At 59.3% G+C, this 18,071-nt stretch carries 19 protein-coding genes; 5 read left to right on the top strand and 14 right to left on the bottom strand.

Annotated elements, in window-relative coordinates; translation table 11 throughout:
- The first annotated feature begins 10 nt into the window (after window positions 1-10).
- Together PH558_RS17515 and PH558_RS17510 are read left to right on the top strand one after the other, a co-directional pair.
- The gene (locus PH558_RS17515) at window positions 11-664 is read left to right on the top strand and encodes an HD domain-containing protein (protein WP_446740068.1); all 654 of its coding nucleotides are present in this window, start codon (window positions 11-13) and stop codon (window positions 662-664) included.
- Between the two features lie 8 nt (window positions 665-672).
- Window positions 673-1,521, top strand: a complete 849-nt coding sequence (locus tag PH558_RS17510; RefSeq protein ID WP_095434366.1) for an MOSC domain-containing protein — start codon at window positions 673-675, stop codon at window positions 1,519-1,521.
- A gap of 131 nt (window positions 1,522-1,652) precedes the next feature.
- Here the strand turns inward: PH558_RS17510 and recO are convergent, their stop codons facing one another.
- From recO to rpoZ, 11 genes are all read right to left on the bottom strand, one after another.
- The gene (gene recO, locus PH558_RS17505) at window positions 1,653-2,432 is read right to left on the bottom strand and encodes a DNA repair protein RecO (RefSeq protein WP_095434365.1); all 780 of its coding nucleotides are present in this window, start codon (window positions 2,430-2,432) and stop codon (window positions 1,653-1,655) included.
- A 58-nt stretch (window positions 2,433-2,490) separates the two neighbouring features.
- Window positions 2,491-3,000 carry a response regulator gene (locus PH558_RS17500; protein WP_285205753.1) on the bottom strand — a complete coding sequence of 170 codons (510 nt, stop codon included), beginning with the start codon at window positions 2,998-3,000 and terminating at the stop codon, window positions 2,491-2,493.
- A 192-nt stretch (window positions 3,001-3,192) separates the two neighbouring features.
- Entirely contained in the window at window positions 3,193-3,945 is a 753-nt protein-coding gene (locus PH558_RS17495; RefSeq protein WP_095436222.1) for a Crp/Fnr family transcriptional regulator, read from the bottom strand.
- Window positions 3,946-4,032: 87 nt separating this feature from the next.
- Window positions 4,033-4,977 carry a GTPase Era gene (gene era / locus PH558_RS17490; protein WP_285205752.1) on the bottom strand — a complete coding sequence of 315 codons (945 nt, stop codon included), beginning with the start codon at window positions 4,975-4,977 and terminating at the stop codon, window positions 4,033-4,035.
- A gap of 20 nt (window positions 4,978-4,997) precedes the next feature.
- Window positions 4,998-5,717 carry a ribonuclease III gene (gene rnc / locus PH558_RS17485; RefSeq protein ID WP_112337959.1) on the bottom strand — a complete coding sequence of 240 codons (720 nt, stop codon included), beginning with the start codon at window positions 5,715-5,717 and terminating at the stop codon, window positions 4,998-5,000.
- A complete protein-coding gene (lepB, locus tag PH558_RS17480) occupies window positions 5,714-6,460 on the bottom strand; it encodes a signal peptidase I (protein ID WP_069616145.1) in 747 nt (248 codons plus the stop codon). The genes rnc and lepB overlap by 4 nt, the downstream gene beginning before the upstream one ends.
- Window positions 6,461-6,574: 114 nt before the next feature.
- Window positions 6,575-6,979, bottom strand: a complete 405-nt coding sequence (acpS, locus tag PH558_RS17475) for a holo-ACP synthase (protein ID WP_015339297.1) — start codon at window positions 6,977-6,979, stop codon at window positions 6,575-6,577.
- A 39-nt stretch (window positions 6,980-7,018) separates the two neighbouring features.
- Window positions 7,019-7,606, bottom strand: a complete 588-nt coding sequence (locus tag PH558_RS17470) for a DUF2062 domain-containing protein (RefSeq protein WP_069616144.1) — start codon at window positions 7,604-7,606, stop codon at window positions 7,019-7,021.
- 221 nt (window positions 7,607-7,827) lie between these two features.
- Complete coding sequence (locus PH558_RS17465) at window positions 7,828-7,977, bottom strand: DUF3563 family protein (protein ID WP_015339295.1); 150 nt, start codon at window positions 7,975-7,977, stop codon at window positions 7,828-7,830.
- A 192-nt stretch (window positions 7,978-8,169) separates the two neighbouring features.
- On the bottom strand, window positions 8,170-10,392 hold the full coding sequence (locus PH558_RS17460; RefSeq protein WP_285205750.1) for a RelA/SpoT family protein: 2,223 nt from the start codon (window positions 10,390-10,392) through the stop codon (window positions 8,170-8,172).
- Between the two features lie 100 nt (window positions 10,393-10,492).
- Window positions 10,493-10,891, bottom strand: a complete 399-nt coding sequence (gene rpoZ / locus PH558_RS17455; RefSeq protein WP_069616142.1) for a DNA-directed RNA polymerase subunit omega — start codon at window positions 10,889-10,891, stop codon at window positions 10,493-10,495.
- Between the two features lie 311 nt (window positions 10,892-11,202).
- Here rpoZ and PH558_RS17450 point away from each other — a divergent pair, with 311 nt between their 5' ends.
- A complete protein-coding gene (locus PH558_RS17450; RefSeq protein ID WP_095434358.1) occupies window positions 11,203-11,787 on the top strand; it encodes a LabA-like NYN domain-containing protein in 585 nt (194 codons plus the stop codon).
- 281 nt (window positions 11,788-12,068) lie between these two features.
- Here PH558_RS17450 and smpB read toward each other — a convergent pair whose 3' ends face one another.
- Together smpB and dapA are read right to left on the bottom strand one after the other, a co-directional pair.
- Entirely contained in the window at window positions 12,069-12,548 is a 480-nt protein-coding gene (smpB, locus tag PH558_RS17445; protein WP_069616140.1) for an SsrA-binding protein SmpB, read from the bottom strand.
- Between the two features lie 128 nt (window positions 12,549-12,676).
- Window positions 12,677-13,561: a 4-hydroxy-tetrahydrodipicolinate synthase gene (gene dapA, locus PH558_RS17440; protein WP_095434357.1), complete on the bottom strand. Its 885-nt coding sequence runs from the start codon at window positions 13,559-13,561 to the stop codon at window positions 12,677-12,679.
- 217 nt (window positions 13,562-13,778) lie between these two features.
- Here dapA and PH558_RS17435 point away from each other — a divergent pair, with 217 nt between their 5' ends.
- Window positions 13,779-15,833: a lytic transglycosylase domain-containing protein gene (locus PH558_RS17435; protein ID WP_285205748.1), complete on the top strand. Its 2,055-nt coding sequence runs from the start codon at window positions 13,779-13,781 to the stop codon at window positions 15,831-15,833.
- Window positions 15,834-15,959: 126 nt separating this feature from the next.
- Window positions 15,960-16,853, top strand: a complete 894-nt coding sequence (locus PH558_RS17430) for an alpha/beta fold hydrolase (RefSeq protein WP_285205747.1) — start codon at window positions 15,960-15,962, stop codon at window positions 16,851-16,853.
- A 125-nt stretch (window positions 16,854-16,978) separates the two neighbouring features.
- Here PH558_RS17430 and PH558_RS17425 read toward each other — a convergent pair whose 3' ends face one another.
- Window positions 16,979-17,977, bottom strand: coding sequence for a porin (locus PH558_RS17425; protein WP_285205746.1), 999 nt, complete (start codon window positions 17,975-17,977; stop codon window positions 16,979-16,981).
- Between the last annotated feature and the right edge of the window lie 94 nt (window positions 17,978-18,071).

Below are 18,071 nucleotides of genomic sequence, written 5' to 3'. Positions count from 1 at the left end.
AAGTGCGACCATGGACACCGACAAGATGGCGCGGGCTTTCGCCCCGTTCGAAGCACTGGCTGCGGATCTCATTCCGCACGCCGCGGATGGCGATGACGGTTCGCACGATATTGCCCATATCCTGCGCGTCTTCCGCAATGCCATGGCCATCCAGGCCGAAGAAGGCGGCAATGCCCGCATTCTCGCCGCTGCCGTGCTGCTGCATGATTGCGTTGCCGTGGAAAAGAATTCGCCGCATCGCGCGCAAGCCTCGCGGCTTGCAGCCGAGAAAGCTTCGGGCATCCTGCGGCAGCTCGGCTGGGCGGAAGAGGATATCGCGGCTGCCGCGCATGCGATCACCACGCATAGTTTCTCCGCCAACCTACAGCCGGAAACACTGGAAGCGAAGATCCTGCAGGATGCCGATCGGCTGGATGCCATCGGCATGGTCGGTGCGGCACGTTGCTTCTACATTGCAGGCCGCCTCGGCTCTGGCCTTTACGACCCGTTCGATCCGCTTGCGACAGAGCGGCCGCTTGACGACAAGCGCTTCGCCATTGACCATTTCGAGACAAAGCTGTTCAAACTGGCGGACGGATTCCAGACCGAGACCGGAGCTAGGTTTGCCGGTGCACGGCATGACCGGCTGAAGACCGTGCTGGCAATGTTCATTGACGAAATCTGAGGCCACCCATGCGCGTCAGCGATCTTTTCATCTATCCCCTCAAGAGCGCCCGCGGCATCGCCATTCCGTCGGCAGCTGTCGATGCTTTCGGTCTTGCCGGTGATCGCCGCGCCATGCTGGTCGATCCTTCGGGTAACTTCATCACCCAGCGCGAATTGCAGGCACTGGCGCGGATCGATATCCAGCCAGCGCCTTCCTATCTGCGCCTGAAGATGGAGGGCAAACCAGACATCATCGTTCCGCCGCCACACCCCGACAACCGCATGGACATCATCGTCTGGAAATCGGCCGTCAATGCATCCGTCGCGGATGAGGACACCAACAAGGCGCTGTCGACATGGATGGGCCGCGAAGTCAAAATGGTGTTCTTCGACAGGCTCGCGAAGCGCATCGCCAACCCGGAATGGGCGGGCGAGGATACGCCTGTTACGTTTTCGGATGGCTACCAGATTCTGGTCACCACCACCGGCTCGCTGAAGGCGCTCAACACCGATCTCGCCGCTCACGGCGAGGGCGCAGTCGGCATGGAGCGCTTCCGCCCCAACATCGTCATCGATATCGACGAGGAATGGCCGGAGGATCGCTGGGCCGCCATCGAAATCGGTAGTATCCGTCTCGATCTCGTCAAGCCCTGTTCGCGCTGCATCATGACGACGCAGGATCAGCAGACAGGCTCGCGCGACGTGCCGAACCCGATGCCCGCCATGGGCCGCATCCGCATGTCGGCCGACCGCCGCGTCCCCGGCCCGCTCTTCGGCTGGAACGCCGTGCCGCGCGGCGAAGGCTCGGTGAAGATTGGCGACATGGTGACGGTGCTTGAGGAGCGGCCGGAAGGTTGGGCACTCAAGCGGCGCTAGAGCCGTTTCGCTTTTCTTCGAATCGCGAAATGCTCTATCCTTTTGTTCTCTCGCAATTCCGGACGGAAAATCGCTACGCACTTTTCCTGGAATTGCTCTAAAACTGATCCTCTGCGCAGGCTGTTTACTGCTTAGCCTTTGGCGACAAGGGTTGGAGATGCCATGCCCTCGTTCAGTGAAGCGACGGCAACCGCCTTCAGCGCGGCTTGCATAAAGCCGTCGCGCGCCGCGGCGATCTCTATGCCGCGCGGCTCGTAGACATGGCGATGCAGGAAAAAGCCGGTCAGGCGGAAGGCGGCTGAAAGGCTTTCCCTATCTGCGGCGATCATGGCCCCTGTCGTCAGAAACGGCGGCAATGCCAGCATCTTGTCCGCCCAGGGCATACCGGCCGCCCGGCAAACGGCACGCCCGGACTTCGGCGAAACGAAAGCCAGATCCTCACGCACGCCCGTTGCCGCGCATTCCGTCAAATCGAGGCCGAAACCGAGATCGTTCAGCACGGCAAGTTCGAAACGCACGAAGAGTTCGCCGGCATCGGCGGGATTCTGCAGGTTTTCAAGGATGACATCGAGCGCATCGTAGAGGTGCGGGTGCGGATCGCGCTCCGGCAGCAGCCGCAGCAAAGCGGCCATCGCCTGCACGCCATAGACAGCGGTCGCTGTCTCCATCAGCCGCGCAGCCCGCAGTGTCACCGGCTCCATGCGAAATTCGCCGAGATGCTCATGCAGTCTTGCCCGCCAGGTGACTTCGACGAGATTGCCGGCCTGCAGTACCGGCTGCATGGCCCGCGAGCGGCCGGATCGCACCAATCCCATATGGCGACCGCGGGTACGCGTCATCACCTCGGCGACGACGCTGGTCTCGCCGAGACGTTTGACGCCCAGAATGATCGCATGGTCCTGCCATTGCATCGGCCGGTTGCCCCGAAAGATTTCCGCGATTCGAGTTTAGGACAAATGACTGCCGCTGTCACATGGCGAGCGGGGAACTGCCGGCCAGCGTCTCGACGAAGAGGCGCATGGATTGCTCATCGAAAGGCTTATTCAAAAGCGGCACATGCCGCAGATCTGCCGGAAAATCGAGTGTATCGGAATAGCCGCTGACGAAGCCGAAGGAAATGCCGCGTTCCATCAACAATCGGGCAAAGCCGAAACTGGTCGACTCCCCAAGATTCACATCGAGCATTGCAAAATCATAATGTTCAGAATGAATGGCGTTGACCGCCTGCTCCAGATTCGAAGCAATCTCAATTTCTCGAATTCCGACGAGGTGAAGAATTTCCTCCGCCTCCATGGCAATGATAAGATTATCTTCCAGTATAAGGACGCGCTGAAACGTCATATCAGCGCCATCCTTGCACGTACGCGCCAATTGGCGCACCCCGTAAAAAGTCCCGCATCTATCCCTCCGGCGCCAATCATCGGCCCGTCTTGAATGGATGGCTTTGCCCATCCGTTTTGGCTCAGTCTCTTGTGACATGACTTCGCCTCCAATCCGCTTCGCACTTTTTGCACTGCGGGACTATGGGCTCGTCACCATGCTCCAATCGCTTTTGCCGCCGCGGTTAGTAAAAGGTGAAACTGGTCGAAAAGTGACGATAATAATAATCTATGCTGATACAGTTGTCGTCAGCATTTAAAAAAGACATGTCCTTTGTGCAAAAGGCTACCCTCAAATGAAGGGGCGCCTGACCGAATCAAGGCCGTCCCAACCGGCAAGCTCAGCAAGCCCTTCGCCGTCCAAAACCTCGCAGCCTCGCTCGTTCCAGAGCAGCAGCTTCCGCGCCGCCAACTTTTTCAATGTCTTGTTGGTATGAACCACTGAAAGACCAAGCGTGTCGGCGACGTGCTGCTGCCGGATGGGGATGATCTTACTGCCGTTGAACAAGCGGAGTGCGCTCGCGCGCTGATGCAGATACGCGATCAGATAGGCTGCACGCTCGAGTGCAGAGCGGCGACCTATGCTTAGAAGATGTTCATCCAGTATCCGCTCCTCACGCGATGCGATCCAGGTCAGATCGTAGGCCAGCGAAGCATGGGAATTGTAGAGCGTCATCAATTCCGTGCGCTCGAAGACGCAAAGCGATATCGGCGAAAGCGCCTCCGTCGAGTGCTGCATCTCGCCCATGATCGAACCTTGCAATCCAATAAGGTCGCCGGGCATCACATAATTCAGGATCTGGCGGCGCCCATCCTCCAGCGTCTTGTAGCGGAAGCCCCAGCCGGAGAGGATGGTGAAAAGATGCGCGCTATGCGCACCTTCGAGGAAAATAGTAGCCCCGGCGTCGACAAGAAGTTCGCCCTTCTTGAAACCGCTGATGAAATTCAGCTCGTCGCGCTCGAATTCCCGGAAATGCGGCAAGGATCTTAGCGGACATTGCTGGCAGGGCGTGCGTTGTCCATGCACAGTCGCGGCTGCCTTCATCATGAAACGCTCCCCTCAGTCGCAGCGGCAAAACGACATGCCCGATAAACCGCTGCAATATAAAGCGCTCAGGGAAGCAAAGTTCCATCAATGCGGGAAATCGAGCCCCATCTCCCGGAAACGCTCGGGATCGTCTCCCCAGTTTTCGCGGACCTTGATGAAGAGGAAAAGGTGTACGGGCTGTTCCAGAATTTCGGAGAGCTCCTTGCGCGACGCGGTCGAGATCGCCTTGATCGTCTCGCCGCCCTTGCCTAGCGCGATCTTTTTCTGGCTCTCGCGCTCGACATAGATCACCTGTTCGATGCGCACCGAGCCATCCTTGCGCTCTTCCCATTTTTCGGTCTCGACATGCGAGGAATAGGGAAGCTCCTGGTGCAGGCGCAGAAACAGCTTTTCCCGGGTAATTTCGGCGGCGAGCTGGCGCATCGGCAGGTCGGAAATCTGGTCCTCGGGATAGTACCAGGGACCTTCCGGCAAGGTCTTTGCCAGATAATCCATCACGTCGTCACAGCCGGAGCCGTTCTCCGCCGAGATCATGAAGGTCTGCTCGAAAGCGATCTTCTCGTTGGCGGCGGCGGCAAGCGCCAGCAGATCCTCGCGGCGGACGCGGTCGATCTTGTTCAAAACCAGGATCTTCGGCTGGGAAACGTCCTTCAAGCCTTCCAGAATGGCCTCGGCATCGCCACGCAAACCACGCTCGCTATCGATCAGCAGCATGATGAGATCGGCATCCTTGGCGCCTCCCCAGGCAGACGTCACCATGGCGCGATCAAGCCGGCGGCGAGGCTTGAAGATGCCGGGCGTGTCCATGAAAACGATCTGCGCGTTGTTGTGAATGGCGATGCCGCGCACGATCGCGCGCGTCGTCTGCACCTTGTGGCTGACGATCGATACCTTGGCGCCGACAAGCCGGTTGACGAGCGTCGACTTGCCGGCATTGGTTGGGCCGATAAGAGCGACGAAGCCCGAATGCGTCGGACCGATATGTTCAACCGCGCCGTCTTCGGCGGGCGTATCCTGCTGATTGCTCATTTTACACTATTCCCCGGCAGTCACTTCTCAGTCAACTGAGGCTGCCATATACCTTCGCGCTCCAGAATCCGCGTCGCCGCCATCTGCTCGGCGGCACGCTTGGAGCGCTCTATTCCCGTTTCGGGCGCTGTACCCTTGACTTCCACGGTCACCGTGAAGCGCGGATCATGATCCGGTCCGCTGCGATCATCAACCCTGTAGACCGGGGTGACGCCGAATTTCGCATGCGCCCATTCCTGCAATTCCGTCTTCGCGTCGCGCCTTGCGCCTTCCGGCCGAATAGCGCGGCGCTCCCAGAAACGCAGGATGAACGCGCGGGCGACTTCGAGCCCGCCATCCAGATAGAGCGCGGCAATCAGGCTTTCGACGACATCGGCGCGCACGTTCAGCATGCGCTTGCCCGTCAGTTTCTTCACGTCGGCGCCAGTGCGGATGTAAAGATGCAGCTCCATCTCATCGGCGACTTCGGCGCAGGTCTCTGCACTCACCAGCTGGTTGAGACGCACCGAAAGTTCGCCTTCCGTCGCCGCACCGAAGGTCTTGAAAAGCAATTCTGCGATACAGAGGCCAAGAACACGATCGCCGAGAAATTCCAGCCGTTCATAGTTGCCCGTCTTGTGCGTGCGCGCGCTGGCATGGGTCAGCGCGCGGTCGAGACGCTCCTTTTCGGCGAATTCGTGGCCTATAACGACCTCAAGCCTGGCACGATCCGCCTGGGAGAGCGTCTGCGCCTTCGTCATTCGACAACCTTGAAAATACGGTCCCAACGCATGTTGGTCGGCCATTTCCAGACTTCACGGAACGAGGTGTCGTGACCCAGCGAGAAGAAGATGATGCTGGCGCGGCCGATCAGGTTCTCGGCAGGGACGTAGCCGACATCGAAACGGCTATCGTCGGAATTGTCGCGATTGTCGCCCATCATGAAGTAATGGCCCGGCGGAACGACATATTCCTGGGTATTGTCGCCACGCGAATTCGGCGAAAGATCCAGCGTGTCATAGACCTTGCCCGTATCCGGCAGGCGCTCGCTGTAGACGGCGATGTTGTCGCCCGGCTCCTGGCTGTAGTCCGAGGAGAAGGTGCCATGCGGCTCGCGCGGAACGGCCTGACCATTGATGTAGAGGATATCGTTCTTGACCTGGATGCGGTCGCCCGGCAGACCGATCACACGCTTGATGTAGTCGACATCCGGATTCGGCGGGAAGCGGAAGACCACGACGTCGCCACGCTTCGGCTCGCTGCCCAGGATGCGGCCGCTGAACAGATCCGGCGAGAACGGCATTGAATACTTGGAATAGCCGTAGGCGAACTTGTTGACGAAGATGTAATCGCCGACGAGAAGCGTCGGCATCATCGAGCCTGACGGGATGGTGAATGGCTGAAAGAGAAACGTGCGGATGATCATGGCCAGGACGAGCGCCTGTACGATGACCTTAATGTTCTCCCACAGGGCGTTCTGCTGTTTTACGGCTTTCTCGGACACGCAGTCTTATTCCTTTTTCGCACCCCACCGGCGCACTTGCATTCAGGCACTGTCTACTCGCTTCACATCATCGCGGCAATGGCGTGGTTGCCAAAAGCGACATGCAGTCGTGATTCAGGCATCCATCGGCAGCGCTTCGATGATCACAAAGGCCTGAGCAAGAGGAAAATCATCCGTTATCGTCAAATGAATGGCGGCGCGATGATTTGGAGGCAGCATGGCCGCCACTCTTTCGGCAGCACCGCCGGTCAATTGCATCGTCGGCTTGCCGCTTGGTAGATTGACGACCCCCATGTCGCGCCAGAAAACACCCTGCGCCAACCCCGTGCCCAAAGCCTTGGAGCAGGCTTCCTTGGCAGCAAAACGCTTGGCATAGGAGGCGGCCTTGTTCTTGCGGCGCTCGGACTTGGCGCGCTCGATATCGGTAAAGCAGCGCTCGGTGAACCGGGCGCCGAAACGTTCGATCGTCTTCTCGACCCGGCGGATGTCGATAAGGTCGCTGCCTATGCCGATAATCATGGGAAGGCCCTCCTGGCGGCCCGGACGAGGTCAGGCACGTCAGACGCTCGATGCGTTTTCGGCGAGCGCGAGCCGCTCGCGGGCACGTTCCATCAGGCGCTCCTTGCGGCGCGTCTTGAAGGTCTTTACACCATAATAGGTCAGCGCATAGACGATCACACCCGTCACGATGGCGGGCGGAATGCCGCCGATCAGCATCGGCTTCAAAACCGGGTCCCAGATTTGCGTGAGATCGCCCTTGTGCCACAGCGCCGGCAGATCAATGCTGCCGCCCTGGCCGCCGCTGTCGCGCGCCAGGATCAGATGACCGATTTCCCAGGTCAAAGCCCAGATGAAGGGGTAGGTAATCGGATTGCCGGCAGCCAGACAGCCGAGCGCGGAGGCAATGACATTGCCGCCGACGAGATAGGCGATGATGATCGCCATGACGAAATGCACACCGATGAACGGCGTCCAGGACACGACGATACCCGCCGCAAAGCCGGCCGCAACCGAATGCGGCGAGGCGGCGAGGCGAACGAGGCGCTTACCAAAATATTGGAATGAACGAACGAAACCCTTGCGGGGCCAAAGATGTTCCCGCAGTTTTTCCTTGAATGTCAGTGGTTTTCGGCGACGAAACAGCATGCGGCTTATCTAGTGCAATGGGGGCGGTCGTGACAAGAGCGGCCGAACGTATCATGCACTGATTAAGAACCGAAAGTGCGGCTCTTTTTTGGAACGTCAACTGCGCAGCGCGCAGAAAATGGACGCTCTCTTCATTTGCAAGAAGCAATCCCGCAAGATCAGGATGCTCCAAGGGCGCAACAACGACGCGCCCCTTCTGGTCTTTCAAGTATTAACAGCGATTAACGCGTGCGGAACAGACCGCGGTCGACCTGGCGCTGACGATACTCAAGGTCAAAACGGTCATGCGAACCATTCAGGTAAGCCATTTCGCGCTCTTCAACACTCGGAACACGCAGGGCACGGGCGATTTTCTTGATCGGGCTAAACATTGTCTTCTCTCATCTCAGTTTCGTTTCTTCGATGATCAGAAGATAGGCCTGACAAAGGTTAATTACCACCGCTCTAAAATATACACAGCCATGCGCTCAATGCATATCTATCCAGAAAGACGCTCGAATTTGGTCATAAAATGATCACAAAATATGCAGCCTGCCTCGGATCGACAGCAATCCCGGCGGATCTCATTCGTAGAGGCGCTTTACGGTGGCGATGCAGTCCAGTTCCTTGAGCTGCACCAGAAGCTGGTTGAGCTGGCGCAGATCCCAGACTTCGACATCGAGGGCCATTTCGGTGAAATCGGCTGCAACCCGAACGGTGTTGAGCACGCGAATATTGACGTCCACATCCGCCACGGTCTGCGCCACCTTCGCCAGGGTGCCCGGCTCATTGAGGGCATTGATCAGGATGCGGGCGGCAAAGCGGGACTTGTTGGCCTCGTCCAGATCCCAGCGCACATCGATCCAGCGCTCCGGCTCGTCATCGAACCGCTGCAGGACCGGCGACTGGATCGGATATATGGTGATGCCCTTGCCCTTTTCCATGATGCCGACGATGCGGTCGCCGGGGACGGCGCCGGTTGGCGCGAAATGCACCTCGACATTCGAGGAGATGCCGCGGATCGGCGGCGCATCGAGATCGGCGCCGTCGGAAACGTCGGCCTTGTTCTTGCCGGGGATCTTGAAGATCATGCCCGAGGCGCTGCGAACGTTGAACCAGCCCTCGTCGCCGGCGGGCTTCACAGTCACGCGTTCGTCCTGATGATCGGGATAGACGGCGCGCAAGACATCAAGCGACGACATCTCCCCTCGCCCGACGGCGGCGATCGCGTCCTCAACGTCCTTCTGGCCGAGGCGATGCAGAGCCGGCTTTAGGGCATCGCGCGAGAAGACCTTGCCGGCGCGCTCGAAGGTGCGCTCCAGAATGCGATGGCCGAGGCCGGCATATTGCTTGCGGATGGCAAGGCGGGTGGCGCGGCGAATAGCGGCGCGCGCCTTGCCAGTAACGACGATCTCCTCCCAGGCGGCCGGCGGCACCTGCACGCCTGAGCGGATGATCTCGACCTCATCGCCGTTGTTCAGCCGCGTGACGAGCGGCATGATGCGGCCGTTGATCTTGGCGCCGACCGTGGTGTCACCGATATTGGTGTGGACGGCATAGGCAAAGTCGATCGGCGTTGCGCCGCGCGGCAGGGCGATCAGCTTGCCCTTGGGCGTGAAGCAGAAGACCTGGTCCTGGAACAGTTCAAGCTTCGTGTGCTCGAGGAATTCTTCCGGACTGTCGCCCTCGGCCAACGCCTCGATCGTATGGCGCAGCCAGGAATAGGCGTTGCTTTCCCTTGACAGGAGCTCGTTGTCGCCGTTGCCGTTAGCGCCATCCTTATAGAGCGTGTGGGCGGCAATACCGAATTCGGCGATCTCATGCATGCGCTTCGTGCGGATCTGCAGCTCGATGCGCTGGCTGGAAGGGCCGACGATCGTCGTATGCAGCGAGCGATAGTCGTTCTGCTTGGGCGTCGAGATATAATCCTTGAAGCGGCCGGGAACGACACGCCAGCGGGTATGAACGATGCCGAGCGCCCGGTAGCAGGAGGGAATATCGTCGACCAGAAGGCGGAAGCCGTAGACATCGGAGAGCTGCTCGAAGGAGAGTGACTTGGACTGCATCTTGCGGAAAACCGAATAGGGCTTTTTCAGCCGGCCCTTGACCATGGCGTTGGCAAGGCCATTGGCGACAAGCAGATCGCGCAGCTCGGTCTCGATCTTCTTAACCAGACCCTCGTTACGGCGCGACAATTCCTCAAGGCGCTTGGTGACGGTATCATGCGCTTCGGGATTGATATGGCGGAAGGAAAGCTCCTCCAGCTCCTCACGCATGTCCTGCATACCCATGCGGCCGGCAAGCGGCGCATAGATTTCCATCGTCTCCTCGGAGATGCGGGCGCGCTTTTCCGGCGACATGTGATCGAGCGTGCGCATATTGTGCAGGCGGTCGGCAAGCTTCACCAGAAGCACGCGCACGTCGTCGGAAATGGCGAGCAGCAGCTTGCGCAGGTTTTCGGCCTGCTTGGCCTTCTTGGTGACGAGATCCAGCTTCTTGATCTTCGTCAGGCCCTCGACTAGGCGACCGATGTCTTCGCCGAACATCTCATCGATTTCGGCGCGCGTCGCCGTCGTATCCTCGATCGTGTCGTGGAGAAGAGCGACCGCGATGGTCGATTCATCCAGGCGCATATCCGTCAGGATCGCAGCAACTTCGAGAGGATGGGAAATATAGGGGTCGCCGCTGGCACGTTTCTGCTGGCCATGCTTCTGCATCGCATAAACATAGGCTTTGTTGAGGAGAGCTTCGTTGGCATCGGGCTTGTATTTCTGCACGCGCTCAACAAGCTCGTATTGCCGCATCATTCCAAAGCTACTCCAGCAAAAACAAAAGCGCGCCAGTCATATGACCGGCGCACACATTTCCCCATCATATCGCTCCTGCCCGGAGCATCAAGATCGACGATCAGTAATCGTCGCTTTTTTCGGGCGGAACCAGACCTTCGATACCGGCCAGAAGCTCTTCTTCCGACATCTGATCGAACGTAACGGTCTCCGGCAAATCTTCTTCCTCGTCGCTGGAGGCGGAAGCGCCGGCGGCGAGCAGGCTTGCGGGATCTGGCTCCGGCTCATCCACTTCGACATGCTTCTGCAGCGAATGGATGAGATCTTCCTTGAGATCGTCCGGCGACAGCGTCTCGTCGGCGATTTCGCGCAGAGCAACGACCGGGTTCTTGTCGTTGTCGCGATCGATGGTGATCGACGAGCCCTGTGAAATCAGGCGGGCGCGATGGCTGGCGAGCAGCACGAGCTCGAACCGGTTCTCTACTTTATCAATGCAATCTTCTACTGTGACACGGGCCATTGCCTGTCCTTTGCGGTCGTGATGTCGTCATCATGTCTCGGAGTAGCACGCCGATACAAGCAAACGATGGCAAATTCAAGTTTTTCCTGTTTCAGCGCCTTTGCACCCTTCCGGAAAGTGCTAAAATTCCCCCAGACAAACAACGATTTCCACCTTGAGTTGCTTGGAATATCGCATTGCGTGCCCTAAATCTTGGTTATATGAATAATTCATAAAGTAATACGAATTATTCTGCAACGCCCTACAAGGCATTGTTTTAGCTTGTGTTTGAATGACGTGATTACGTTTTTATAACAGTGGATATGTAAGAGATGTTTGACCCACGCGAAAAAATTGCACTCTTTATAGACGGCGCCAATCTCTACGCTGCATCCAAGAGCCTCGGCTTCGATATCGACTACCGGAAGCTCCTGAAAGCATTTCAGAAACGGGGCTATCTGCTGCGCGCCTATTATTACACCGCCCTCATCGAAGACCAGGAATATTCCTCCATCCGGCCGCTGATCGATTGGCTCGATTACAACGGCTACAAGGTTATTACCAAGCCGGCCAAGGAATTCACCGATTCCATGGGACGCCGAAAGATCAAGGGCAATATGGACATCGAGCTGGCGATCGACGCCATGGAGCAGTCCGAAACCGTCGATCACCTGGTGATCTTTTCCGGCGACGGCGATTTCACGACCCTCGTTGAGGCTCTCCAGCGTCGCGGACGCAAGGTATCGGTCATCTCGACCATGGCGACCCAGCCGCCGATGATCGCCGATGATCTGCGCCGCCAGGCCGATCATTTCATCGATCTCGTATCGCTGAAGGCGGAAATTGGCCGCGAGGCTTCGGAGCGTCCACAACGTCCGGCCGAACCGACGTCAGCCGCTTCGGATGTCGAAGAGTAATTGAGACTGCGTCAGCTAGGTTCGTTGTCTGCCGAGGATAGCTGTGGACGCCGGCAAGCGTTTCGTGTTTGCCGCGACAGCCGGCCCTTCGCTAGGGCTCAGGGCGTTCGTCGCTGCAATCGATTGACGCGCAGCCGTGGTTGCGCAGGGATGGTTGTGGACGCCGGCAAGCGTTTCGTGTTTGCCGCGACAGCCGGCCCTTCGCTAGGGCTCAGGGCGTTCGTCGCTGCAATCGATTCACTGGATCGATTGCTCGGGCTTTGCCCGACCGCTCCTCACCCTCATCCATTGTCCTTGAGCAGGCGGCTCTTCTGCCTGTTCCAATCGCGCTCCTTCTCGGACTCACGCTTGTCATGCAGCTTCTTGCCCTTGGCAAGGGCCAGTTCCAGCTTGGCGCGGCCGCTGTCGTTGAAGTAGATCTTCAGCGGCACGAGCGTCATGCCTTCGCGATTGATGGCCGAGCGCAGCCGGCCGATTTCGCGGCTGGAAAGCAGCAGCTTGCGGCGGCGACGCGGCTCGTGATTGAAGCGGTTCGCCTGCAGGTATTCCGGTAGATAGGAATTGATCAGCCAGATCTCGCCATCCTCGTCCGAAGCGTAGGACTCCGCAATATTCGCCTTGCCTTCGCGCAGCGACTTGACCTCAGTGCCCTTCAGCACGAGCCCTGCTTCGTAAGTGTCGATGATCTCGTAGTTGAAGCGTGCCTTGCGGTTCTCCGCCACAATCTTCTTCACCACACGCTGGCTGCCTTTGGGTGCCATGATTCTTCTTCTTTTCTTGCGTCATTCCGGCAGCGGCCGAACGCGCGCCTGTCCCCTAAATAAGCGAGACCGCCCTCCTTGTGAAGAGAGCGGTCCGGCAGAGTTTCGGCAACGCGCCTGTGACGCCGTTAGTTCAGGAGGCCAGCATGGCGCATGGCCGCGTCGATCGCTGCCTCGGTGCCCGGCTCCAAGGTCGACAGGAGCGGCGAGCGGACGTTGCGGCTCATGCGGCCAAGACGCGAAAGACCGTACTTGGCGCCGCAGAGACCGGGTTCGAGGAAGATCGCCTTGTGTAGCGGCATCAATCGATCCTGATATTCGAGAGCCTTGGCATAGTCACCGGCAAGTGTGGCCGCCTGGAATTCGGCGCATAGACGCGGCGCGACGTTGGCCGTGACCGAGATGCAGCCGACACCGCCATGGGCGTTGAAGCCGAGCGCCGTGGCATCCTCGCCGGAAAGCTGGCGGAAATCGCGGCCGCAGCTGATGCGCTGTTCGGAGACGCGTTCGATCTTGCCGGTCGCATCCTTTACACCGACGATATTGGCGTAGGCCTTGGCAAGCGCGCCCATCGTCTCCGGCGTCATATCGACAACCGAGCGGCCGGGAATGTTGTAGATATAGATCGGCAACTTCACCGCTTCCGCGATCGCAGCGAAATGCGCGTAGAGGCCCTTCTGCGTCGGCTTGTTGTAATAGGGTGTCACAACCAGCACCGCATCGGCGCCGACCTTTTCGGCGTGCTGCGCCAATTCGATCGCCTCGCGCGTGTTGTTCGAGCCAGCGCCTGCCATCACCGGGACGCGCTTGTTGGCGATCTCGATGCAGAGCTCGACGACGCGCTTGTGCTCGTCATGCGAGAGGGTGGGAGATTCACCCGTCGTTCCAACAGGCACCAATCCCTTGCTGCCCTCTTTTATCTGCCAATCGACATGCGAGGCGAAGGATGCCTCGTCCACCTTGCCGGCGTCAGTAAAGGGCGTAACGAGAGCGGGAATGGATCCCTGGAACATGCAAGTCTCCTAGCGGCGCGGCATTCATGCTTCAGCCGCAATCCATGGTTATGAATCCGCGCACCATAAAGCGCCGGCTTGACGGCGACAAGCACGCTTTGAATGGTAAAGGGCAGTTTCCGATATCATAATTGATTGAAATTCGGGCCATCGGTAAGGTTTCGTTAATATAGCATTTGGCAAATGGAAGGGGCCTGTTTGTTTTGTGAGTAGCCGGATGAAGAGACCTGTCATGATCTGGACCGCCGTGGGCTTGGCGGTCGCCTGGGGCGCGGTTGCCTCGCAACTTCCCGGCCAGCAGATACCGACGAGCGCCAATGCCTATGTCGCCATGGCGCCGGACCCCATGAGCACGGCCGCGATCCCGCGCAGCGGCGGCGCTATCGCGCCCGTCAGCGGCGACCTGAAAGCAGGCCTCGACGCCCTTTCCAACAAGAACCCGACGCAGGCGCTCGCCATCCGCAACGGCATGGGTGAAGGCACGCTCGATCGCCATATCCTGACCTGGGCGATCGCCACTTCGGGGCAACCGGGCATCCCCTCCGGCGAGATTGCCGCCGCCGCCCGCGAGCTTGTCGGCTGGCCGGGACTTGGCAGTCTGCGCGCCAATTCCGAGCGGGCGCTCTACACGGAGAATCCGGCGACGGATCAGGTCCTTGCTGCTTTCGGCAGCTCGCAGCCAGAAACCGCGGAGGGCACGATCATCCTCTCGCGTGCTCTTATGGCGCGCGGCGCAACCGCACAAGCGGGTAAGCTGATCCGCAAGATCTGGCGCGATGAGCCGCTGGACAAGTCTCTCGAAGACAAGATCCTTGCGGAATTCCCAAGCCTGCTTTCGCCTGCCGATCACAAGGCGCGCATGGATTATCTGCTTTACCGCGACCGGACCGCGCAGGCCAAACGCTTCGGCGATCTCGGCAAGGCACAATCCCTCTACAAGGCGTGGGCGGCGGTCAATGATCGCTCGCCGAAGGCCGATGCGCTGATCGCAGCCATCGACGCGCAATGGCGCAAGGACCCCGCCTATCTCTTCATGCGGATCGAAAACCTGCGTCGTCAGAACAAATATGACGATGCCGCCAATCTTCTGGCGCAAATGCCCAAAGACCGCAGCGTGCTTGTCAGCCCCGGCGCATGGTGGGCCGAGCAGCGCATCGTCAGCCGAGGCCTGGTGGATCAGGGTGAGTTCAAGGCCGCCTACCGCGTCGTCGACGCCAGCGTTGCGGAAAGCCCGCAAGATGTCGGCGAGGCTGAATTCCATGCCGGTTGGTACGCTCTGCGCGGCCTGCAGGATGGCGCAAACGCGTCAGCCCATTTCCGCAGGATCCTGCAGGTCTCGAACGGCCCGATCTCGCAATCGCGTGGCTGGTATTGGCTCGGCCGCGCCGCCGAAGCGGGCGGACCGGGCAAGGCTGCCGATTTCTACGCGAAGGCCGCCTCCTATCCGAGCACCTTCTACGGCCAGCTTGCTGCCGAGAAGCTTGGCCGCCGCACCCTCAACGTCACCTATCCCTCGCCCTCGGCAACGGATCGTCAGCGCTTCCAGGGACGCGAGGCGGTACAGGCGATTTCGCGGCTTGAGGCCGCAGGGCATGGATGGCGTGCCGATGCGCTCTATCGCGCGCTCGCGAAACAGCTGGATAGTCCCGGCGAGGTCGCCATGCTGGCTGCCCGCGCCGAACGTTCCGGCAATCACCAGCTTTCGCTGCAGATCGGCAAGATCGCCTATGGGCGCGGTATCGATGTTGCTGCACTCGCCTTCCCCATCGGCGTCATTCCGGACAATGCGAATATTTCCGGCTCCGGCAAAGCGCTAGCCTATGCCATTGCGCGGCAGGAGAGCGCCTTCAATCCTGCCGCCGTTTCCTCTGCCAATGCCCGAGGCCTGCTGCAGCTGCTGCCGAAGACGGCAAAGGCGGTTGCCGGCCGGCACGGCATGACCTATTCCGCCGACAAGCTGACGCAGGATGCCGGCTATAATGCCACGCTCGGCGCCCATTATCTCGGCGAGCAGATCGACACCTTCGGCGGCTCCTACATCCTGACCTTCATCGCTTACAATGCTGGGCCGAACAAGGTGCCGGAATGGATCAGCCGCTATGGCGATCCGCGCGGCAAATCGCTCGACGATGTGATCGACTGGATCGAGCGCATCCCCTTCCCCGAGACCCGCAACTACGTGCAGCGCGTGATGGAAAACTATCAGGTCTACAAGGCCCGGCTGGGACAGAAGACCGATATCGTACACGATCTGGTTGACGGCCGCGGCTAAGCCCCATCACCATCGCAAATCCGCCGTCCGGCCTTGCGCGATATGCTTCAGCCAACAACCGCAGTTGTGAAGGCTACGGAAATGACGTTACATCCCTCGTGATAGCCAAAGCACGAGGGATGACGCATGCGCAGCGACGACGAAAGCGGTTTTCTTGCCAGAACGATCGCAGCGGAAGATGGCCTGAAGCTCCATGTGCGGGACTACGCCGGCGACGAGACGGCCACGAAGGCCAGAACACCCGTCTTCTGTCTACCCGGCCTGACGCGCAACTCGCGGGACTTTCATCAACTGGCGCTGCTTCTGTCACAGGATCCGGTAGCCCCGCGCAGGGTGATCACGCTCGATGCCCGCGGGCGCGGGGCATCCGAATGGGATGAGGACAAATCCCACTACAATCTCATCGTGGAAGGGCAAGATGTCCTCACGGTTTGCGCTGCGCTCGGAATTCATCAGGCCATCTTCATCGGCACCTCGCGCGGCGGTTTGGTCCTTCATATGCTCGCGGCCTGCCGGCCGGATGTCCTCAAGGCGGTCATTCTCAACGATATCGGTCCATTCCTTGAGAAGATCGGATTGGCAGATATCCGCGATTATCTCAACCGGGACAAGAAACCCGCCAATTGGGACGAGGCGATCGAGATCCTTCGGGAGAACCATGGCAGCGCCTTTGGCGCACTTGACGAGGAGGATTGGCAGGACATGGCACGAGCAATCTATGCCTCTCGCGACGGCAAGCCGATTGCCGATTACGATCCCGCCATTGCAGCGCAGATGCAGGCACTCGACCTTGAAGCGCCGATTCCAGACCTCTGGCCGCAGTTCCAAGCATTTCAAGATATTCCGTTGATGGTGATTCGCGGGGAGAATTCGAAGCTTCTGACACAGACCACAACGGACGAGATGGCAAGCCGCCATCCGGGAATGGCCATCAAGATCGCGAGAGGGCAAGGACATGCCCCGATTTTACATTTGGGCGATGTTCCGGATGCGATCCGGCATTTCATCTCGGGGTTCTGACAACAGGCACCTGCGCACGATTGGACGTCCGCCCAAGGCAAAAGGCCCGGTTGGGAAACCGGGCCTTTCCTCTTCTGATCGGAGGTCTGATCAGAAGATTTGTCAAACTTGCTCGGCGAACCGAATTAGAACACACGCTGGAAGCGGAGGATACCAGCCCAGGTATCCTTGTTGACGGCGTCGTAGTTGACGTAGGTCACTTCCGGCTCGATCAGCAGGTCCTTGACGGGGTTGAACTTGACGTTCGTCGTCGCGGCGAAAGTCTTCAGGTCGTCGTAGGAAAGCTGCAGGTTCCACTTCAGCTTTTCGTTGATCGGAACGCCAACGCCGCCCCAGACAGCCCAGTCACCCCAACCGAGGCCTGCACCGCCGGCGCCGGCATACTTGTTGAGCTTGTCACCATCGGTGTTCCAGCCGCCCATAACGAACGCGGTGAGAACGCCGAAGTCCGCATCGACGCGAGCCTTAACGGCGCCTTCTTCGACGATGGAGTCATAGCCGCCAACGACGCGGAACTGCCATGCGCCAGCCTTGTAGCCAGCACCGGCAACGACGTCCGGAGCGTAGTGGTCGGAGCTGTCTTCGCCGTTTGCACCGGTCGCACCCGTGCCGGAATTGGAATCTTCCAGCGAGATCACAGCCGTGAAGCCATTGCCGGCGTCATACTTGTAGGTCAACTGGTTGAGTTCGTCGGTGCCGTTGATGCCGTATTCGATCACGTCGTCGTTGATGACGTCGCCGGCGTAGCCGAGGAAGGTCGAGTAGACGGAATCGGCCTTACCGACGAGGAAACCGCCCAGGCTGATGTTGGCCCAAAGCAGCTTGGTCGTGGTCGCATTGCCGTCATTCCAGTCCCAACGAACAACGGTATTGGTCTTCAGCGGGCCGTATTCGGTGTCGGTGGCAGTGTCGAGAGAGAGTTCAGCGCGGGTATGCCAATAGGTACCGCGGGCACCTGCGTCTTGGCCAGCCTTGTAGGCGTTGTACCAACCGCCTTCGGTACGGACGCGGCCGCCGATCTTGAGCGGCTCGGGCTCAGCAGCGACGATCGCGTCAGCAGCATGAGCACCGGATACTGCTGCCAGCGCAGCAGCGGAGCCGAGAAGAAGGCTCTTGATGTTCATAGTAACTCCAGTTCCAATATCGATTAGGTATGACAAATCACGCCGAGAAAATCGACGCGCCCTACCCCACCTGGTTTTAAAGTTGACCCCTGAT

Source organism: Rhizobium pantanalense (genome assembly GCF_030182525.1).
In the GTDB taxonomy this organism is placed as follows: domain Bacteria; phylum Pseudomonadota; class Alphaproteobacteria; order Rhizobiales; family Rhizobiaceae; genus Rhizobium.
This window is presented reverse-complemented; position numbering and strand designations above follow the sequence as displayed.